16 protein-coding genes are annotated in these 20,789 nt (G+C 47.4%); 4 read left to right on the top strand and 12 right to left on the bottom strand.

The genetic code is table 11. The features are described 5' to 3' along the window. Positions 1–337: 337 nt before the first annotated feature. The 7 genes from VR7878_RS01910 to VR7878_RS01880 all read right to left on the bottom strand — a co-directional run bounded on the left by VR7878_RS01910 (position 338) and on the right by VR7878_RS01880 (position 6,523). Positions 338–1,216, bottom strand: a complete 879-nt coding sequence (locus VR7878_RS01910; RefSeq protein ID WP_077332910.1) for a HEPN domain-containing protein — start codon at positions 1,214–1,216, stop codon at positions 338–340. Between the two features lie 192 nt (positions 1,217–1,408). Continuing rightward, positions 1,409–1,861, bottom strand: a complete 453-nt coding sequence (locus tag VR7878_RS01905; protein WP_077332908.1) for a hypothetical protein — start codon at positions 1,859–1,861, stop codon at positions 1,409–1,411. Continuing rightward, on the bottom strand, positions 1,854–3,428 hold the full coding sequence (locus tag VR7878_RS01900; protein ID WP_077332906.1) for an S-type pyocin domain-containing protein: 1,575 nt from the start codon (positions 3,426–3,428) through the stop codon (positions 1,854–1,856). The genes VR7878_RS01905 and VR7878_RS01900 overlap by 8 nt, the downstream gene beginning before the upstream one ends. Before the next feature lie 460 nt (positions 3,429–3,888). Beyond that, complete coding sequence (locus VR7878_RS01895; RefSeq protein WP_077332904.1) at positions 3,889–4,149, bottom strand: hypothetical protein; 261 nt, start codon at positions 4,147–4,149, stop codon at positions 3,889–3,891. A gap of 9 nt (positions 4,150–4,158) precedes the next feature. Continuing rightward, on the bottom strand, positions 4,159–4,737 hold the full coding sequence (locus VR7878_RS01890) for a hypothetical protein (RefSeq protein ID WP_139343972.1): 579 nt from the start codon (positions 4,735–4,737) through the stop codon (positions 4,159–4,161). A gap of 166 nt (positions 4,738–4,903) precedes the next feature. After that, positions 4,904–5,500, bottom strand: coding sequence for a glutathione S-transferase family protein (locus VR7878_RS01885; RefSeq protein ID WP_077332900.1), 597 nt, complete (start codon positions 5,498–5,500; stop codon positions 4,904–4,906). Positions 5,501–5,917: 417 nt separating this feature from the next. Next, entirely contained in the window at positions 5,918–6,523 is a 606-nt protein-coding gene (locus VR7878_RS01880) for a hypothetical protein (RefSeq protein ID WP_077332898.1), read from the bottom strand. Positions 6,524–7,158: 635 nt separating this feature from the next. On the opposite strand from VR7878_RS01880, the gene VR7878_RS01875 reads away from it, so the two are divergent. The 3 genes from VR7878_RS01875 to VR7878_RS01860 all read left to right on the top strand — a co-directional run bounded on the left by VR7878_RS01875 (position 7,159) and on the right by VR7878_RS01860 (position 10,476). Next, a complete protein-coding gene (locus tag VR7878_RS01875) occupies positions 7,159–7,689 on the top strand; it encodes a chorismate mutase (RefSeq protein WP_077332897.1) in 531 nt (176 codons plus the stop codon). Positions 7,690–8,109: 420 nt separating this feature from the next. After that, positions 8,110–9,480, top strand: coding sequence for an ethanolamine permease (eat, locus tag VR7878_RS01865; RefSeq protein ID WP_077332893.1), 1,371 nt, complete (start codon positions 8,110–8,112; stop codon positions 9,478–9,480). A 255-nt stretch (positions 9,481–9,735) separates the two neighbouring features. Then, positions 9,736–10,476 (top strand): aspartate/glutamate racemase family protein, encoded by a 741-nt coding sequence (locus VR7878_RS01860; protein ID WP_077332891.1) that lies wholly within the window; start codon positions 9,736–9,738, stop codon positions 10,474–10,476. Here VR7878_RS01860 and malG read toward each other — a convergent pair. The 3 genes from malG to malE form a co-directional block, all read right to left on the bottom strand. Further along, positions 10,438–11,328 carry a maltose ABC transporter permease MalG gene (malG, locus tag VR7878_RS01855; protein ID WP_077332889.1) on the bottom strand — a complete coding sequence of 297 codons (891 nt, stop codon included), beginning with the start codon at positions 11,326–11,328 and terminating at the stop codon, positions 10,438–10,440. The genes VR7878_RS01860 and malG overlap by 39 nt on opposite strands. 14 nt (positions 11,329–11,342) lie before the next feature. After that, positions 11,343–12,908, bottom strand: a complete 1,566-nt coding sequence (gene malF, locus VR7878_RS01850) for a maltose ABC transporter permease MalF (protein ID WP_077332887.1) — start codon at positions 12,906–12,908, stop codon at positions 11,343–11,345. A gap of 108 nt (positions 12,909–13,016) precedes the next feature. Beyond that, entirely contained in the window at positions 13,017–14,210 is a 1,194-nt protein-coding gene (gene malE, locus VR7878_RS01845) for a maltose/maltodextrin ABC transporter substrate-binding protein MalE (protein WP_077332885.1), read from the bottom strand. Positions 14,211–14,631: 421 nt separating this feature from the next. Here malE and malK point away from each other — a divergent pair, with 421 nt between their 5' ends. Then, a complete protein-coding gene (malK, locus tag VR7878_RS01840) occupies positions 14,632–15,771 on the top strand; it encodes a maltose/maltodextrin ABC transporter ATP-binding protein MalK (protein WP_077332914.1) in 1,140 nt (379 codons plus the stop codon). 83 nt (positions 15,772–15,854) lie between these two features. Here the strand turns inward: malK and malQ are convergent, their stop codons facing one another. Beyond that, complete coding sequence (gene malQ, locus VR7878_RS01835; protein WP_077332883.1) at positions 15,855–18,065, bottom strand: 4-alpha-glucanotransferase; 2,211 nt, start codon at positions 18,063–18,065, stop codon at positions 15,855–15,857. 115 nt (positions 18,066–18,180) lie between these two features. Continuing rightward, on the bottom strand, positions 18,181–20,634 hold the full coding sequence (locus VR7878_RS01830; RefSeq protein ID WP_077332881.1) for a glycogen/starch/alpha-glucan phosphorylase: 2,454 nt from the start codon (positions 20,632–20,634) through the stop codon (positions 18,181–18,183). Between the last annotated feature and the right edge of the window lie 155 nt (positions 20,635–20,789).

Below are 20,789 nucleotides of genomic sequence, written 5' to 3'. Positions count from 1 at the left end.
TAACCTGCCCATCCAGTGAGGCATATTTTCTGATTAGGCGGGCAAGACTTTTTGGATCTCATTTGGGCGCGATACATAGAGTATCAAACTGACGCCGGATATATGTTTAAGGCCGCGTTTCATTTTCAGGAACAACCGTCGATGGTGAATTTATGAGATGAATAAATACATTGAGGAAGTCTGAAAAATACTTTGATTTAGATGGAGTGACCATATATGGTTACTCTTGCATCTCTGCAAGAGTAACTGGCGCACAAAACACCGATGTCTCTGAAACCGAAAAATTTAATTGTGCGTCACATCCAAATGCCAAAAGCTACGAATCAAAATACAACACTCAATCCCCGATTCTCCCCCGACAAACCTGTTCGGTTAATGCCTGCAACCGCTGCACCTCTGCCACCAAATAATTCAACTCTTCTTCAGTGATTTCGTAGTGCGCTGAATAACGCGCATCAACATACGCCCGTTGCAGACGCCGAAAACTACGGCGATGGAATTTGTTGTCCATCGGGAAAATCTCAGCAAAGGCCGGATCAATCTGTGCGCACAGATTACCGAGTTTCTCGATATTGTGAGACTTCGGCAGGTAGTTGGTACAAGTGAGTAATGTACAGGCAAAGAGTTTTTCTGTGACTTGATGAAGCGTAAAAGCGGCATCGTGAATCATTGATTTTTCAAACGCGAAATGAAACATTTTTAATCCGCTACATGAACGCTTAAACCAGTGTTCATAATGCTTACGGGCAATCTCTCGCAGCTCTTCCTCAGTCAAATCACCCGGCTCCGCCAACGGTTTCGGTGTCGCGGCAAACAGTTCAATGCCCTCTTCGCGGATATCCTTAAAGAAATAGTGACCCTGTTGCAAGCGCTCGTTCACTTCCTTTAAATCGTGGACAATCAAACCCAACGGGGCCGATTTCACTTTGCGATCAATTTGCTCTTCGGCCCTCTGCCAGACTACATAATCCTCCACCAAGGCGGCTTTATTAACGATCACCAGAATATCGTAATCACTAATATAACCATTGACCGGATCCTTGACCCAACTGCCTTTGGCATGGCTGCCGAACAGAATAATTTTCAGAATGCGGAACTCACGCTTACTGCCCTGTTTGCCTTGCAGGTAATCTTCCAGTGTATCGCGCAGAATCGTTGAGATATCCGCCAGCTCACGCTGTTTATATTCGGGCAGATGATCGAGAGATGTTTTCATAATCGCAGTATTGGGGCTCGTTGTGGATGAATAGCGCTAGCATAAAAGAAGCGGCTGACAAAGAACACCATCACCACTCGTTTTACATTGTTCATTGAGAGAAAATGCGATTCAATTCAAAGGAGTAGCTATTCGTATTTATCTTGAGCCATGTCTAGCCAGAGGCTGGGAAGGTAAAATATCATCAAAAATTCAATTATTGGGAGAAGCACTGAAGCGAACGTCTGCAATCTTATCTGGATCACTATTATCGATAGAGAAAGTTATTCTGTAAAATTCACGGTTGTACCTTAACCAGCCCTTTTTTATTAAACCGGGAAGCTTCTTCGCTTTCCCTATCTCATCTGGCTCTCCTAATGTGTTAAGCACATCATGAATCACAGTAGATTGATTAAAAAAGGTTAACTCTGCCGCAATATAGCGAACACAAACAGCACTATCAGGCGATAATGAAAAAATCAGCGTCTTCAATCGATAATCACGATCAAAAATCATGTTCACATGACCGTCACAACAAACAATGTCATGTCTTTCATCTAACACTTCATCAAACTGAGGAACGTTTCCACCGATTACAGTCATGAACGACGAATCATGCACAAGTTCTTGATAAGTTTGATTGAGCCACTGAGTTGGTTTAGTCATATAACCCCGCTTCTTTGTTTAATCTATGCAGTTTATCAAATGTATTATCAATATCGTTCTTACTGTATCCATGTTGCGCTAAGCAACCACGAATTGCCTTCATATCTTTGTTAGCTGCTGCCTCTAAATCTAAAGCATCAAGTGAGCTTTGCTTATCAGTATTTCGTCCTCCATAGGTACGGGAACATTTTCTATGAATCTCATTCGGAATGGCAAGCCCATTTGTAGCGTTTTTTAAAGCCCGGATTTCAGCGGCTGTTAAATCCTCACCATCGCTTGAAGCCCACTTTTCAATCGCCTTAAATGAAGGAATATGATCAATATCCATCCCATCTTTCGCACTTCTTGCCGCCAGCTCGCCATAAGTCCCAACTTCTAACGGTTTTACTTTTGGCTTATCCGTTTTCTGATACACCACATACAACGGTGGTAACCCAGTCTCTGCCGGAAAGGTCAGAATATAGTCTTGCAGATCCGCATCAGTAATTGGCGTAATGTAGGTATTATCAAACTCTTGACCTTGCTCCGCTTCCGGATGGATCCAGATATCAAACTTTTCCATCTCCGGGATAGGATTGACAAGGATCGGTTTACCGCCAAAATCACCACTGATCGGCACCCATTCAATAGTGATATCCGGCTCTAACTCGACGACAAACCGCTCACCAACCTGTTTTACTTCACGCTTAGGGATATTCGTCCCATTGACGTGATAGCCGTAAATTCGCCCTTCCGTATTGAAACCCAAGCGAATATTGGTTTCAACCATATCTTTATTGAGCATATCGGCTGCACTATAGAGCGTACTGTCCGCTAATTTGTTCGGCACAAATGCAGCCAGAATGCCAGCTCGCCCGACGATTTTCATCGCCATTCCCGGCAGTTCTGCCAGCGCTGCACCGCCAATACGCGTTAAAAAGGCTTCTCCAGATGCTGCACTTACCCCTTGCCCGACGGCCAGTGTATAAGCTGCATAATCCCCCAGCGCAGAAAGCGACTCTCTTTGTGTACCGATGTCACACGTACCGCTCGGCACTCGCGCAGATTTGGCGAAACGGGAGGGTTTGACGGGCGGTTTGTTAAATACGTTCTGCCATGCGGATGAAGGCAGTGGGATTTTATCCAGCTCCCGTAGTCGCTCCTGACGCTGCTTGTTCAGACGTTCTGCTAAAGTGAGTTTCACAGGTTCACGCTCGACATAAGGCTCGGTAGAAACAGAAGCGTTAACGCTGCCGGAATAAGATGAACCGATGCCATGATTGACCAGTTCAACTCTGGCGGTATAAGCCTTGAAGGCTAATGAATCGAGATGAGGCTCAACCCCGGGATTGACTCGCCAATATTGATTGCCCCATTCATCCCGATCCCGAATCAGCAACGGAACCGATGGCACATCAGTGAGTAACACTTGATGACCGTAGTGAAGTTGTTCAAGAAAATCAGCAAAGCGCATTCCGGCAGGCATGACAGATTTCATCTCTGACTCACTTAAAGAGGCAAAATCCCCTTCAACTTGAGCAAATTCATAACGCATCAGGTTGTAGATTTGAGTGGTTTGATAGTTCATTGACGTTGTTGACTGAGCCGTGATTGTTTTATCGATGGATGCTTATTGATAAAATTATTTTCATATGAATTAACAATTATACTCAAATGGATTTATAAAACATGTTTAAATTTGGGGGTTTTGATGAGGAGTGGTTATTTTTGGAATGGGAGTAACAGGGAAGCTCGCTTGAGATGATTAAATCGCGGTTTGGTGTGACCAATAGTAAATCTGTTGGTTTGGTGCGCAATCCCGTTCCTCGCTCTCATTGCCATCTCCGACTGCGCCCCAGATACTTTTTCACGGCCGAAAAAGTACCCCAAAAGGCCTAGGTTTAAGTTCAGCGCACGTCATCAGGGGCGGATTGATTCGCATCCTGCTCAAGCAATCCTGAAAATTCATCCCTGAATCTTACCCTGAGATCATCGATCAATTTAGCTTCGTTTTAAACATGTTTCACTTCACTCAAACAAACCACCAATCAAAGAAAACCATTCATGGAAGAATGGTTAAGCTTTTCCGGGCAGGACGCCCGTAAAAGCTGGTTCTGGAACGCGTGTGACGCCGCCAAACAAAAAAGATTTTCTGGTTCGTCTTTCATCTCTGAAAGATGAACTGGCGCACTGAGCACCGATGCCTCTGAAACCGGGGAAACCAGTTGTGCGTCAAATTCAGGAGCCCAAGGCTGGAAAAGTAAAAGGATGATATTTGAAGCTTGGGAATTGGCATTTCCTTGTAACATTAACGCTTCTCAAACATCGGTGGCGTTTTCGTCGTCCGTATAATTTGACTTATCCGCTGTGAATGACAATATTGATGTGATAATTGTTGATATCAAACCCACAATAGCAACGATGCCAAGTAGCATAAGTACCTCTACATTTAGATTACGACTATCCGTCATAGACATGGCGATGCAAGCGCAAAGTATACTTGCAGATATCGAGATAATCCTTGTTGCTGAGATAGCGGAGTTGTAAACTTTTACTAACAACATCAGGGAACAGTGAGCAAAGCAAATACTGATCACTAACAAAGTGAAACGAAATGGAAGAAAATCCTCAATTCGAAATTCTGCCCAAGTCGTCACAATAGAAAATACCAGTCCACAGCAAGTAACGCCTAAACCAAACTTACCAACATCAGCATATTTGCTTGCCAATGTTGCATGACAACACAAACCGATAATGCTATAGACAGTAAACGCAATCATCGTAGACAGTATCTTAATTTCTAAAGCGCCGGACCGACCGCCTAATGCCTCAGCGCCTAACGGACCAGTGATTACAAGCGAGCTAACCAATCCATAAATCAAGTATTTTTTCTTCATTTTTTCCTTTACAGCTAACAGAAAGTGATACAGAACCATGCAATAGGAATACTTCTGTATCACTTGCTGTCGTCCAATAAACATTTCACATAATCGTATAAAAACATGTTAAAAATCAGGGCAATATCATACCAAGCAGAAATTATCGTGCAGTCTAATCTGTGCTTTAGGCCATACCAACGTAACTTTCATGTGCTTGAATTCGTTTACACCATAATTGAATGTTTGGATAACGGGATAAGTCAAAGCCACCCTCATTTGCCACATGCGTATACGCGTACAACGCAATATCAGCGAGCGTCAATTGGTTGCCAACAAGATAATCCGTTTGAGTTAGTTGGCTATCCATAATTGATAAAGCTTTGTTACCACCGGGCTGCAATGCATGGTACTCATCTAATCTTGATGCTGGCATGCCTTGAAATTTTTGTATAAAACGCGCTACTGCAATGAATGGCTCATGGCTATATTGCTCAAAGAACAACCATTCATACATTTTAGCTTTGTCATATTTGTCACTAGGAATAAACGCTGTCCCATCAGCAAAATACCCCAGAATGGCGTTCGACTCTGACAAAAAGCGGCCATCATCCAAGACAACTGCTGGTATTCTGCCGTTCGGGTTGATTGACAAAAACTCAGCCGTTTTAGTGTCGCCCTTTAAAACACTCATGTGGCACCATTCATGCGCAATCCCTAAAAATGAAAGCAACAGTTTTACCTTGTAACAATTTCCAGATTGGATATCTCCATAGACCTTCACGACAAATCTCCTTTTTTATTCTCAGTAGCACATAATCGTGATTATACAGAACGATTCTATAAAACACCTCATGCAATGAATTGAAAATACTCATAAAAATATCGACAACGTACCAATATCAAACAGAATTTTCGCTCCAAGTCCTGTGACTCATCTAGCTTTTGCAATGTTTCACTTCACTCAAATCAACCACCCACCGAAGAAAACCATTCACGGAAGAATGGTTAGGCTTGCATCTTGGCAAGAGTCACTGGCGCACATTACCGATATAAAAGAAATTGAAGAACAGAATTGTGCGCCATATTTTCGAAGTCATAGGCTAAGAGACTGAATATGGAACCAAGCCTCAGGCAATTTTCTTTCCATATTTTGACGAGCAAGCGTTAAGTAAAGCCGCAAGTTCGTAGGGAGACGTACCTAACCTAAATGGACTGGTATATTCAGTAGAACAGCTGTCGGGTCATCACCAGCAAGCTCTCTAGCTTGCTCTAATTGCGTTTGCATTTCGTCCAAAGAATCCTCTGCATCAGCCTTTATAAAAAGCACCTCAAGGCCAAAATCTAATATCCCCCCATCCTTAATATTAAGCGTTTTTTTAGTGAGTTTTAGATACAAACGAGTTATCCAGTTCGTTTCTACAACATATTGATCGACATTGTGCACAATAAACACAACATCGTCAGTTGCGCGGCCTTCATTTTCAGTTCTATTTACCCAAGCTGGGCCTATAGATTCCCAAGGAAGTGTTGTGGCAATGGTTGAAAGCCAAAGCCCCGAATCGGAAAATTGAACAAGACCACGATCTTTTCCTTTTCGTATCGCACTTCCGGCGACAACAAGAACCAGTCCAAAGAAGGGAATCCCGAAAATACTCAATATCCAGTCATCAGATCCTGCCGATATAAAACTGCAAAGTAGTAGAAATATCCCCCCACCCCAGAGACACAAATGCATCTTATATGTCGGACGAATAGTGATAGGTTTAGCAAGTCCGTTTTTATTGTATTGCTCGGTTAACGACATGTTTTGACATCCTCAGAGTCGATTAAAAAGTATGACGCCCGCATCTGCGGGCAGCATCGTAAAGTCATTCTTACGGTATAAATTGATGAAGCAACCAGATATAAAAATGGCGGACCGTCAATTGTCTCACCACATGAAGTGCATATGAATTCATACTCATAAACAATACTTAAATACCGGATATATCATTGAATATGTTGCAGAAAACATCCATAAAAAATTGACACAACCATGACATTCTTTGATGTAGACAGGGATTGCAAGACATTACAATGTTTCACCCAACTCAAATCAACCACCCACCGAAGAAAACCATTCACGGATGAATGGTTAGGCTTTTCCGGGCAGGACGCCCGTAAAAGCTGGTTCTGGAACGCGTGTGACGCCGCCAAACAAAAAAGATTTTCTGGTTCGTCTTTCATCTCTGAAAGATGAACTGGCGCACTGAGCACCGATGCCTCTGAAACCGAAAAACGCAATTGTGCGTCAAACTGCAACGCCAATGGCTAGGAAGATAAAACTGTAATACAAGTGTTTGGGACGCCCCCCTTCCTCAACACCAATCATAAAATCGATTGCGCCACCGACAAATCACTCTATGATAATCAATCTTATTCATAAAATATGAGGTAGTTATGTTTAAAACGGTAACCGTACTGGTCGTGGCATTGTTATCATTTAATGTATTCGCAGCCCCGACACCTGCGGAGATTTTTTCAACCATCAACCAGCGACTCAGTTATATGGAAGATGTCGCCTTGTACAAAGCCATCCATAGAAAACCGATTGAAGATATTGAGCGTGAAGTGGTTGTGATTGACAAGGCGAGCCAGTCCGCAGCACAAAAAGGATTGGATAAACAGAGTGTGATCGGATTTTTTAAAGCACAGATCTCAGCCGCCAAAGCGATACAGTATCGCTATCGTGCTGATTTATTAAGCCAGCCGACGACCGCGCAACCCAGAGACTTAAAAACGGTGATTCGCCCTGCGCTGATCACACTCGGTAACCAAATTAATACCGATATTGCGGCATATCTGCGCGACGGCGGACACTTCTCCGCAAGCGACTATGCCACATTTAAAACCACGCTCAATTCAAAATACCTCATTGACGCAGATAAAAAAGCCCTGTTTCAAGCGCTGACTCAGATCCGGCTTCAATAACAATCTTGATGCAGGGCACGCCTGGTGCCCTGCTTAACGATGACCTGATATTCTCAATATCATGCACCGAAAGAAACGCACAAAAACAGTTCTCCATGCACAATCATTGCGCAAATCACACGGTCTACGCCCTGTCTTCTCACTGATTTTGTGAACCTTTTTCGTCGCAACATCTGCTATCTCTGTTTCAGAATATTGATAGTTTTGCCACATCAGATCCTCACAAAGCAGCCTGTCGCCCTCGTTTGATGCAATCAGCCCCCCTCTATACCGTATCACCACAACCGTCTCTTCCCCCACTTGCACGCCACCGAAATCATTCAGGCACACTTTAAGCATTGGACGTCTGTCATATTGTTGAAAACATGGATGTTGGGAAAGGATCTCATCGTCATGGAACGAAATAAATGGAGGGCAATCATGACCGAAAAATTGAAACCAACGCTGGGCACGATTCACCTGTGGGGAATTGCGGTCGGGCTTGTGATCTCCGGGGAATATTTTGGCTGGAGTTATGGCTGGGGCGTAGCCGGAACACTCGGGTTCCTGATTACCACAGCCTTAATTGCTATCATGTATACCTGTTTTATTTTTAGCTTTACGGAACTGACTGCTGCGATTCCACACGCAGGCGGGCCGTTTGCCTACAGTCGGCGTGCTTTCGGTGAAATCGGCGGTTTAATTGCCGGTTATGCGACGCTGATTGAATTCGTTTTCGCGCCACCGGCGATTGCAATGGCCATCGGTGCTTATCTCAATGTTCAGTATCCCGGTTTGGATCCCAAATATGCCGCCGTCGGCGCTTATATTGTCTTCATGGGGCTGAACTGTCTGGGTGTCAAACTTGCCGCGACCTTTGAACTTTGTGTAACCATTTTAGCGGTGATTGAATTGTTGGTGTTTATGGGCGTTGTCGCCCCCGGATTCAGTCTGGCGAACTTCACAGCCAATGGCTGGGCCGGTAGTGATACCTTTGGTGTCCACGCGATCACCGGAGTCTTTGCAGCGATTCCGTTTGCCATCTGGTTCTTTCTCGCCATTGAGGGCGCAGCCATGGCTGCTGAAGAAGCCAAAGATCCGAAACGGACCATTCCTGTCGCCTATATTTCCGGGATTTTAACCCTGGTGATGTTGGCAATTGGTGTCATGATATTCGCCGGAGGTGCAGGAAACTGGCAGACCCTGTCAGGGATTAATGATCCGCTGCCCCAAGCGATGAAAATGATTGTCGGCGATAACTCCACCTGGCTGCATATGTTGGTCTGGATTGGCCTGTTTGGTCTGATTGCCAGCTTCCACGGCATTATTCTCGGCTATTCACGCCAGTTTTTTGCCCTCGCCCGTGCCGGTTATATGCCCGCAGGTCTGGCAAAGCTGTCGGCATTCAAAACACCGCAACGTGCGATTATCACCGGCGGTATTATCGGAATTATTGCCATTTTCAGTGACGGGGTCATTAACCTGCAAGGAATGAGTTTGACTGCGGCGATGATCACCATGGCCGTCTTCGGGGCGATTGTGATGTATATCATGAGTATGCTTAGTCTGTTTAAACTGCGCCAGAGTGAACCTCACATGGTGCGCAGCTACCGGGCGCCGGGGTATCCGGTTGTTCCCGCCATTGCTTTGGTTTTATCGGTAATCTGCCTGATCGCCATGATCTGGTTTAATCTCATCATCGCCCTGTTATTTGCGGCTATGATGTTTGTCGGCTATCTCTATTTTCTGGCCACCAAATCTCAGCGTGCCAAAGCCAGCGAAGCCATGGTATTGAGTTCAGAACAAGTCTGATCCGTCATCCAAACGCGATCTTCCGGCTGATCGATGCAACGTTGATCAGCCGGAAGGTCACAGCTTAGCTTGATAAATACCTCAGCACCGACTCACGAATTCACACCCCATAAAACTGACAAGCCGATGTTTGAAATTAGATCACGTTTGAAATTAGATTCAGTTGAAAATTGAATTGCGTTTGAAATTGTATACAATCTGCATCATGCTCTGAAAGACCCACCTAGTTCCTGAATTCATGGAGAGAATGAACCAATGCGGATCCTTGTTGTTAACCCGAACACGACAGCCAGTATGACTGAAAAAGCATGCCTTGCTGCCCGGCAAGTGGCCTCTGAAAGCACTGAAATTATTGCGGTGACTTCGGCACACGGCCCGGTTTCAATTGAAGGCTATTACGATGAAGCGATGTCTGTGCCCGGTATGCTTCAGGCGATTCAGGCACATCAAGATTTCGATGCTGTTGTGATTGCTTGTTTTGATGATACAGGTCTGGATGCTGCCCGTTGTATCACGGATAAACCGGTGATTGGGATTGGTGAAGCCGCTTACCGGGTGGCCTCGATGCTCGCCAATAAGTTCAGTGTTGTCACCACGCTGTCCCGCTCCGTTCCGGCACTGGAACACAATTTACTGCGTTACGGGATGGAGCGACAATGCATCCGTGTACGTGCTTCTGACATTCCGGTGCTTGAATTAGAACGGGACGGCTCAGAGGCCGCCCACAAAATAGCTCAGGAAATTGAGCTGGCGATTCGCGACGATCGCGCAGAAGCAATCGTTCTTGGTTGTGCCGGAATGGTCGATCTGGCCGAACGATTATCGGCTCAGTTTTCCATCCCGGTGCTCGACGGAGTCACTTGTGCGGTGTCGCTGTGTGAAAGTCTGGTCAGACTGAAGGTCAAAACCACCCGTCAGGGCGGCTACGCACCGCCACCGACAGAGAAAATGACCGCATCAGCCCTTCACGCCACCGGCTGTCAGGCCACCGACTAACCAGCGTTGCGCTAACAAGAACACCAGTGTTATCGGCAGTGCCGATAACACTGCGGCGGCGGCAAAGTCTCCCCACAGGTAGTTCTGCGGATACAGATACTGCTGCATCCCGACCGCAAGGGTGTATTGATTAATATCAGACAGTAGCAGCGATGCGACCGGGACTTCACCGACAGCGGCAATAAACGACAGAATGAACACCACCGCCAGAATCGGCACTGACAGCGGTAACAACACCAGCCGGAAGGCCTGCCACGGTGTCGCCCCATCGAGTGCGGCGGCCTCTTCCAGCGAACCGTCAATGGTTTCAAAATAACCTTTGATGGTCCAGACATGGAGCGCGATACCACCGAGATAAGAGAAAATCAGTCCGCCGTGGGTATTCAACCCCAGAAACGGAATATACTGACCCAACTTATCAAACAGGGCGTAAATCGCCACCAGCGCCAGCACTGCCGGAAACATCTGGAAAATCATCATCGCCTTTAAGATCAGACTCTTGCCACCGAATTTCATCCGGGCAAACGCGTATGCCGATGTGGTAGACAAAGCGACGATCAGTACCGAGGCGATTGTGGCAACCTTGACCGAATTCCACAGCCAGGTCAAAACCGGAAATGGTGGTGGTGTGACACTGCCGTCCGCATGCGTCACCGCAAACCCCAGTGCCAGTTTCCAGTGCTCCCAAGACGGATGTTCCGGAATGATATTCCCGGTAGCAAAATTGCCTTCCCGCAATGAAATTGCCACGATCATCAGCATCGGAAAAATAATCAGTGAGAGAAAAAACCATAAACCAATATGGGTTGCCCAGACCCGGTATTTCAAACTTTTTCCTTGAACCATTGCCATAATGCAACGCCTCCTTAATCCTGTCCTGCACGCGTGAAACGAAGATTGATTAATGCCAATGCACCCACCAGTAAGAAAATCAGGGTCGCAATCGCACTGGCCAGACCGAAATCGCGGCCGCCGCTGCCCTCAAAGGCTATCCGGTAGGTGTAGCTGACCAGCAAATCCGTATAGCCGGCAGGCTCAGTTGTGCCAATCATATTCGGCCCGCCGCCGGTCAGCAGATAAATCATCACGAAGTTATTAAAATTGAACGCGAAGCTGGCGATCAACAGCGGTGTTAGCGGTTTAATCATCAATGGCAGGGTAATTTTAGTAAAATTATACAGTGGCCCTGCTCCGTCGATGGCGGATGCTTCATAGAGGTCTTCGGGAATCGCTTTCAGCAATCCCATACATAAAATCATCATGTAAGGAAAACCCAGCCAAGTGTTGACCGCAATCACCATCACCCGCGCCATGATGGGATCGGAAAACCACGCCGGTTTCAGACCGAACAGCGCATTCAACACCATGTTGATTTCACCGAAACTTTGATTGAACAATCCTTTAAAAATCAGGATCGAAATAAAAGCCGGCACCGCATAAGGTAAAATCAGCAACACGCGATAAACCGACCGACCACGTAGTGCTTCCCACTGCACGACACTGGCGAGCACCAAGCCAATGATCAGGGTCAGCCCGACGGTCAGAGCGGAAAAAACTACCGTCCAGATAAAAATACTGATGAAGGGTTCTTTGATGCCGTCATCCTGCCATACCCGTTGGAAATTAGCGGCACCGATGTTGACGATAAATCCGGGAGAAATCGGATCCCGATAAAACTGACCGTTTTGATCCACCGGCTGATAAAAACCGATGTCCATATTGGGCTTGAGTAATTCACCACTTTGCCGGTTGCGCAGAGTCACGCCATCATCCAGCAATTGATATCTGGGTGAAATCGCGGAGAACCGCCGCAACCCATTCATCCGAATGGTCTGTTTCTCCGGCGTAACCAGTTTGAGTCCCGCCAGTGTATCCCGGTGCTGAATCACCGTTTTCAGTGACTCTTTTTTCCATCCCTGAAGAGATTGGACGGGGGTTAATGTCAACTCTTGCGCGACATGGCGTCCCAGTGAAAATACCGGTGTCGCCAATAACTGCTCGCCGTCACGCACCGCCAGACGATAGCCGTTTTGTTCACGATAGAGCGTAAAAGGATAGTTCTGACCACTTTGATAGGTCTGATCGAGTAAAACCGACTGTGCCCGTTCCAGCGAGAGCTGGTTTTTGGCGCTGTAATTGGTGAATGATAGCCCGATGGTGTACACCAACGGAAACAGAATAAACAGGATCATGCCGGCAACACCGGGATAAATATAGCGATGTGCGTAGGTCTTCCGACTGCCAAAAATGTAGAGTGCCAGCGCCGTCAGCACGATGGTTAACAAAGCAAACGCAATTTCCCCGCGCGCATACATCATGATACTGGCATAACCGTTCAGGATGCCTATCGCAAACAGGGTTACCCATTTGATCCACTTGATTTTATGACCGGTACTCAAACTGCCGGGGTCTGCTTTCTGAACGAACTGCATAAAACTTCCTGAAATCTAATCAAGCTAATTCAGGTCAGGCGATACACCACTCAATGACCGACCATACGGATGAATCATGACGGCTTAGTATCACCTGCCCCGGTTCCATTAATGTGCAATTTGCTTTTGCGCGTCAGCCAATGCCGAGTCAACCGACTGACGTCCGTCAACCACATTGATAATGGCATTTTTCATCGAGCTCCAGAATGCATTCATCTGCGGTATATTTGGCATAATTTCACCATATGTCGCATTGTACATGGTGGCAGCAATACGCGGATCGCTGGAAAGTTTTTGCTGATAAGATTTCAACGCGACGGCGCCCAGTGGTTTATCGGCATTCACCATTGCCAGCCCTTCATCGGTCAATAAGTAATGCTCAATAAACTCAACCGCGAGATCTTTATTCGGTGAAGCGGTGCTGATCCCGGCAGAAAGAACGCCGACAAACGGTTTTGAGTTTTGACCATTAAACTTCGGCAACGTGGTGACACCGTAACGAATTCCAGCTTTGTCAATATTGCCCCAGCTCCACGGCCCGTTGATGGTCATGGCTGTCTTACCTTTGGTGAACTCAGACTCAGATACGGAGTAATCCATATCCGGTGAAATAACGTGGCTATCGACCAGCCCTTTCAAAAACGTCATCGCTTTGCGGACACCGGGTTTATTGACTCCGATATCATCGATGTCATAGCCCTTATCACTAAATTTAAACGCATACCCGCCATCGGCCGCCAGCAATGGCCAGGTGAAGTACGGTTCTTTCAGATTCCACATAATCGCGCTTTTACCCTGTTTGCTCAGCTTGTCATTCAGTTTGGCGATATCCTCCCAGTTTTTGGGCGGCTCAGGCACCAGATCTTTGTTATAAATCAGCGACAGTGACTCAACCGCAACCGGATAGCCGATATATTTGCCATGATATTTGACGGCATCCCAGGTGAAGTCGAACATGTTGGCTTTGAGTTCAGGAGACGGATGAACCTCGGCAAGTAACCCCGCTTCAGCATATCCGCCAAACCGGTCGTGTGCCCAAAAAACAATATCCGGCCCGTCACCGGTGGCGGCGGTCTGCGGGAATTTATCCTGTAACGCATCCGGGTGCAGCACGGTGACCGGAATCCCGGTATCTTGTTCAAATTTTTTGCCAACTTCCGCCAGACCGTTGTAGCCCTTATCTCCATTAATCCATATCGTGAGCTGTCCTTCTGCAATGGCAGCATGTGCGCTTAAACTCAGACTCAACGAGCCCAGAGCTGTATAGGTGCAAATTGCGACAGCGTGTAGGGTCTTTTTCATGCGCTTATCCTTATTGTTCAACTTGTCGTAGGAGGTGATGCCATATGATGAGAAATATTGCTGCGTTCCTCATCATCCTGAGCCCTACGCCCCTGAGATATAACGGTATTTTCGTGACTCCCATCAACATCTATGCGACCGAATCGCTTAAAAATCAGATAAAGTGTGATAGATAACACTATTCCACCCGGTTTCAGAACCGGTGAAGTCGCGCCCGGCCTCATCCCTCCTCTGATACTAATCCTTTGCTGTCCGCCCTGCGGATTAACGGACAGGAGGATGCACTGAGTCATCCTTTCACAGATACTATTTCCAAGTCGCCGTGTAAGGTGAAAGAATACCCGATAATGAGGCGCAGCTACTGAGTATGGCTGAGCCCTTTTCATGTCACAAATCTATATTTGAGTTAAGGATGATCGAAATGGCAAGTGTCACCCTGAAAAATGTATCGAAGGCTTATGATGATGTCGTGATTTCCAAGGATGTGAATCTGGAGATTAACGACGGTGAGTTTGTCGTTTTCGTCGGCCCGTCAGGATGTGGAAAATCCACCCTGCTACGTTGCATTGCCGGCCTGGAAGATATCACCTCCGGTGATTTATATATTGGTGAACAGCGCGTCAATGATATTGAACCCTCCAAAAGAGGGGTAGGAATGGTCTTTCAGTCCTACGCTCTGTATCCGCATCTGAATTTGTATGACAACATGTCGTTTGGTCTTAAACTCGCGAAAGCCGATAAAAAAGCGATTCACGCACGTGTTGTTGAAGCGGCAGAAATTCTCCAGCTCGGTCACTTACTGGATCGTCAGCCCAAAGCATTATCCGGCGGTCAGCGTCAGCGGGTTGCGATTGGCCGGACTTTGGTCTCAAGACCGAATGTGTTTCTCCTTGATGAACCGCTTTCGAATCTCGATGCGTCTTTACGAGTCAATATGCGCAGTGAAATTACCAAATTACAGCGCCAGCTCGGTTGCACCATGATTTATGTGACGCACGATCAGGTTGAAGCCATGACCATGGCGGATAAGATCGTGGTGCTGCAATCGGGTTCCGTCGCACAGGTCGGCCAGCCGCTGGCACTTTATCATTATCCGAAAAATCGTTTTGTGGCAGGCTTTATCGGCTCACCGAAAATGAATTTTATGACCGTCAATGTCGAAGCCGCGGAACCGGAGCGAGTCATGGTGCAATTACCCAATGGTGAGACCTTCTGGATTCCGGTTCAAGGCGATCAGGTTCGTCCGGGTGAACGGATGTCTTTAGGGATTCGTCCGGAACATTTAATCAGTGCCGAATCCGCGACATTCACCGTATCAGGCAAAGTGCAGATTGTGGAAAAACTCGGCAACGAAACGCAGGTCTACCTGCATTTGAAAGGCGCGGATGCTAATGTGATTTATCGGGCAATGGATACCCTTGATGTGGCGGTCGGTGATTCGTATACCATCGGTATTGAACCCAATCGTTGCCATCTGTTCCACAGTGATGGCCGGGCTTGTCCGAGACTCTATCGTGAAAAAGGCGTGGATTTCGATACAGTTTACGATGATGCATCTTAATTCAGAGACGCCTTGCCGAATCAAAAAACCGGTTCTCGTTTGAGAACCGGTTTTTTAATATTTCAAACTTTTCAGATATCGTATCAGGCAGCCCGCATCTGAGTCAGCTTAACCAGCATGTTGCGAATTGCCGGCGACGAGAAAATCGTGGTGAGATCGGTTGACAGTTTTCTCCGCCAGTTCGGATATTGATCCACCGTTCCCGGCACATTAACCGGTTCATCCATCGCCAGTAAATCTTCAAGCTGAATACTGACCAGCGCCGAACGACCAGAAGCAACGTGAAGCTGAATTAACTCCCCCAGTAATGGATCCATCACCCGGTGCGCCTCTGCTGAGTCGGTTGGCGAAGCACCGGCACGCACTTCCTCTTGTGCATTTAACATTCCCAGCGCCTGCAACACACCATGACGCATTTGAGCGCGATCCTGACGCAATTGTTCGAGTTGAGCCTCATCGGGATAGAGACCCAGTTGTTGCCCCAATGACAGGTCAGAACCATGCCAGAACCCTCTCAGGGTCGGCATATCATGTGTACACAAAGCCGTCATCGACTGATAAGGATAGTCTGACGGCGGTGTATATACCCCTTGCTGAGATTTTTCGAAGAAAAAGACTTTATATGAGTGAATCCCCGCACTTGCCAGAATCTCAGCCATCTGCGCCGGAACGGTGCCTAAGTCTTCACCAATCACCGCGCATTGATGCCGGTGTGATTCCAATGCCAGAATCGCGAGCAGATGTTCAACCGGATAGTAAACATAAGCCCCCTCTTTGGCGGTTTTCCCTTCCGGAATCCACCACAGTCTTAATAATCCCAGCACATGGTCAATCCGCAGCGCACCACAATGCTTCATATTTGCTCGCAGCAGATCAATAAAAGGACGATACGCCTGTTCCCGGAGCGTGACCGGATGAAATGGCGGTAGCCCCCAGTCTTGTCCGAGCGGGCCTAAAATATCCGGTGGTGCACCGACACTCACCGTTTGAACCAGCGTCTGATGCTCGCTGTCCACCCAAGTATCACAACCATTTTTGCTGACACCGACCGCCAAGTCCCGATATAAGCCAATCGTCATCCCTCGTTCTTTCGCCATCAGCTGAGTTTCTTTCAGCTGGCTGTCAGCAATCCACTGCAAGTACATATGGAAATGAATGGCTTCCTGGTGCGTCTCAATAAAGGTTTGTACCGTCTCACTCTGATAATCTTGATACTCAGGCGGAAACTGTGCCCATCCCCGGGGCTGGGTCGTATCGTTCATCTTTGCCCCGGTCTGGCAGAATGTCTCGGATAACACATGAAATACCGCCAGTGCCTTTAAGCTCTCGCCCCCCTGTTCCACAAACTGTATAAAAGCCTGAGCCCGTTCAGAGTGATGTGCCAGATGGCGGTGACGGAATTCCTGATATAACAATGGCAACACTGTCATTTTCAGGGCATTCACTTCAGTGTAATCAACCCATGCTTTCGCCCTTGTCTGCTCAAGCCGGTGCTGAAAATCGGCACTCCCGACCAGCGACTGAGCAGCGTGGCTGAGGACAAATTCAGGAACTGAGCTGACATCAATATAAAGTGTATTTAGCCAAAAACGCGAAGACGGACTATAAGGACTGGCAAATTCAGGACAGTCAGGGAAAAGCGTATGCAAGGGATTTAAACCGATAAACTGGGCACCTTTATCTGCAACTTCGGTGACCAGTTGTTTCAAGTCACCGAAATCACCAATCCCCCAGTTGGCTTTACTGCGCAGTGTATAGAGTTGGATGCTAAGTCCCCACATTTTCTGACCCGAGAGTAGCGCGGGCTGTTTATAGCAGGCTGCCGGTGCGATGATCAGCAGACTCTCTTCAAGATGACCCGTCCGGTGATCCTTCACCCACAATTGATGATAGCCCAGCGTTAATCCCGTGATACGCAGGGTCACGGTGCCGTCATGGTCTCGCCGATCGGCAAGGAGATGTGTTGCCACCTTGCCCGCAAAATGCTGATGGTCTTCGGTACGGATTTGCCACGAGAAATGTTCATAGGACACATCCCGGCCGATTCTGAGGGGAATATCGACCGGTTGCTCACCTCCGCGGACAACCACGACCGGCTGTGACAAGTGGGATTGATGTTTGCTGACAGCCGATGCCATCAGTCGGGCATCTTCAGACGTATCATAGCCCATAATCGTAAGAATCTGACGCAACGTCTGCTCAGGGACTTCTGCTTCATCGCCCCATGCATCCGTGTAGCACTTGGCGATTCCGGCAAGATCAGCCACGTGCTCCAATGTTGGTTTTGTTATCATGTTTCACTCCAATGACATTGCATTGATAAGAATTCATAAGATGAAATGAGCCGGGGCACCACGCCCGGCTCCGATACACCATGTCATTCGGTTGCTGCATTAACCGGTTACTGAATTAACGTTTGACGGGCTGTAAATGCCAGATCGTCTCAACATAGTCGCGAATCGACCGATCCGAACTGAATTTGCCCACCAGCGCCGTGTTTAAAATCGCTTTGCGTGCCCAGCCCTGCACATCCCGATACTGGCGGTCAACCGCTGTCTGAGCATCAACATAAGACCGAAAATCAGCCAGACACAGATACGGGTCACCGTCACGTAACAAGGTGTCGAAAACCGGCTTCAGTCCGTGCGGCTCTCCCGGTGTAAAGTAGTCGGTATTAAGCCAGTCAAGACTTGCTTTGAGTAACGGGTCGGCTGTGTAGTAACGGTGAGGGTCATAACCCTCGCGCAGACATTGATTGACCTGATGTACGTTCAAACCAAAGATAAAAATATTCTCATCACCGACTTCTTCACGAATTTCCACATTGGCACCGTCCATCGTGCCGATCGTCAGCGCACCATTGAGGGCCAGTTTCATGTTACCGGTGCCGGATGCTTCTTTGCCCGCAGTTGAAATTTGCTCGGACAGATCCGCAGCGGGAATGATTAATTCCGCAATGCTGACCCGATAATCGGGAATGAAGACAACTTTCAGCTTATCGTTGACTCTGTCGTCCTGATTGATGGTTGTGGCAACCTGATTAATCGCATAGATAATCTCTTTTGCCAGGTGATAACCGGGAGCGGCTTTCGCGGCAAAAAAGACCACGCGTGGCACCATATCAAAGTCAGGTTCATGCAACAGACGATGATACAAAGACAGAATATGCAGTAAGTTTAGGTGCTGACGCTTGTACTCATGCAGACGTTTGATTTGGACATCAAACAGAGCATCGGGATTGATTTCTAATCCGAGGTGAGCCGAAACCCACTGTGCCAGACGCTCTTTATTGGCCTTTTTAGTCGCCATAAATGCAGACTGGAACTCAGGCTTATCAGCATAGGCGGCTAAATCGACCAGATGGTCGAGGTTGTCTTCCCAGCGGTGACCAATCTTATGACGAATCAAATTTGCCAGATCAGGGTTGCAATAGGTTAACCAGCGACGCGGTGTAATACCGTTGGTGACATTGCGGATCCGATTGGGGAATAACGAATTGAATTCAGGGAACAGCTCTTTTTGCACCAACTCCGTATGCATTGCAGCAACGCCATTGACAGCATAAGAGCCGACCACACATAAGTTCGCCATTCTGACCATCGGCTCTTTCTCCGTGGAGATGATCGCAAGCTTCGCCTGTTTCTCGGTATCGTCCGGCCACCGTTGCACGACCTGTTTCAAGACATGCCGGTCAATTTCCGTAATCAGCTCCATATGCCGCGGCAGCAACTTCGTCATCAGCGACTTGCGCCATGTTTCCAGCGCTTCTGGCATCAAAGTATGATTGGTGTAAGCAAAGACCCGTGTACAAATCGACCATGCGGTTTGCCACGCCAGATCTTTCTCATCGATCAAGACCCGCATCAGTTCAGGAATCGCAATTGCCGGATGGGTATCATTGAGTTGAATGGTTTCATAGTCAGGTAAACTTTCCCAGTCACGTCCTGCTTGTTCATGACGAGCAACAATGTCACCGATAGATGCCGCACTATGAAAATATTGTTGCATCAGCCGCAGGACTTTACCTTGCTCATGATTGTCATTCGGATACAGCACTTTGGTCAGATTTGCCGCTTCAATCATGCTTTGCTGCGCTTCAATATAAGCACCTTCATTAAACTTATCGAGCGAGAAGCCTTGCTCTGCCCGGCATTCCCATAAACGTAACGGGTAAACGGTGCGACTTTTATAGCCGATAATCGGAATATCCCACGCCATCGCCTTCACGGTCTGAGCCGGTTTCCAGCGGCGCTTGGTTTTGCCTTGCTGTTGTTCGGTTTCAACGTGACCGAACAACCCGACTCGCTGAGTCAGTTCCGGCCGCAGCCGTTCCCACGGATATCCCTCTTCGCCACGCCACTCGTCTGGCGCTTCTTGTTGTCGTCCGGCCACAAAAGACTGTTTGAACAACCCGTATTCATAATGTAATCCGTATCCGACTGTCGGGTATTGCTGAGCAGCGCAGGAATCCATAAAACAAGCCGCTAAACGCCCCAAGCCACCGTTGCCGAGCGAAGGATCACGCTCATATTCCAATAAATCAGACAGCGACTGGCCTAACATCTGCATCACATGCTCGACCTGCGCATACAAGTTCATGTTAATCAGTGCATTGCCCGTCAGACGTCCCATCAAAAATTCGAGTGACAGATAATTCACATGTTTCGCGTTGCGAACCCGTGGGTCTTGTGCCGTATCGACCATATCGGCAACGCTCATTTCAGACAATGCCCGCACCATCGCCAAATACCATGACCGGGAGCTGGCATGTTCAATCTCTTGCGAGTAGGTAGTCTTCAAATGATGTAAGACATTCTGTTTGAATGCCTCCGGCTCAAAATGATTTGTTTGTTCACTGTTCATGACGATCTCACTCTTTACAGCATCTTGCTTAATTTAAGGGCTAAAGGTATAGGGATATCCTGCATAGTCCTGCATCATGAAACATCCTCCCGTAGAAAAGGAATTGTGGTAGGAGTCAGTAGGCGTAGAGCCTGATGATTTGCCCAAAGGCTCAA

Source organism: Vibrio ruber DSM 16370, assembly GCF_900163965.1.
In the GTDB taxonomy this organism is placed as follows: Bacteria; Pseudomonadota; Gammaproteobacteria; order Enterobacterales; family Vibrionaceae; genus Vibrio; species Vibrio ruber.
The sequence above is the reverse complement of the archived record's forward strand: the minus strand, read 5'-3'. Positions and strand labels throughout refer to the sequence as shown.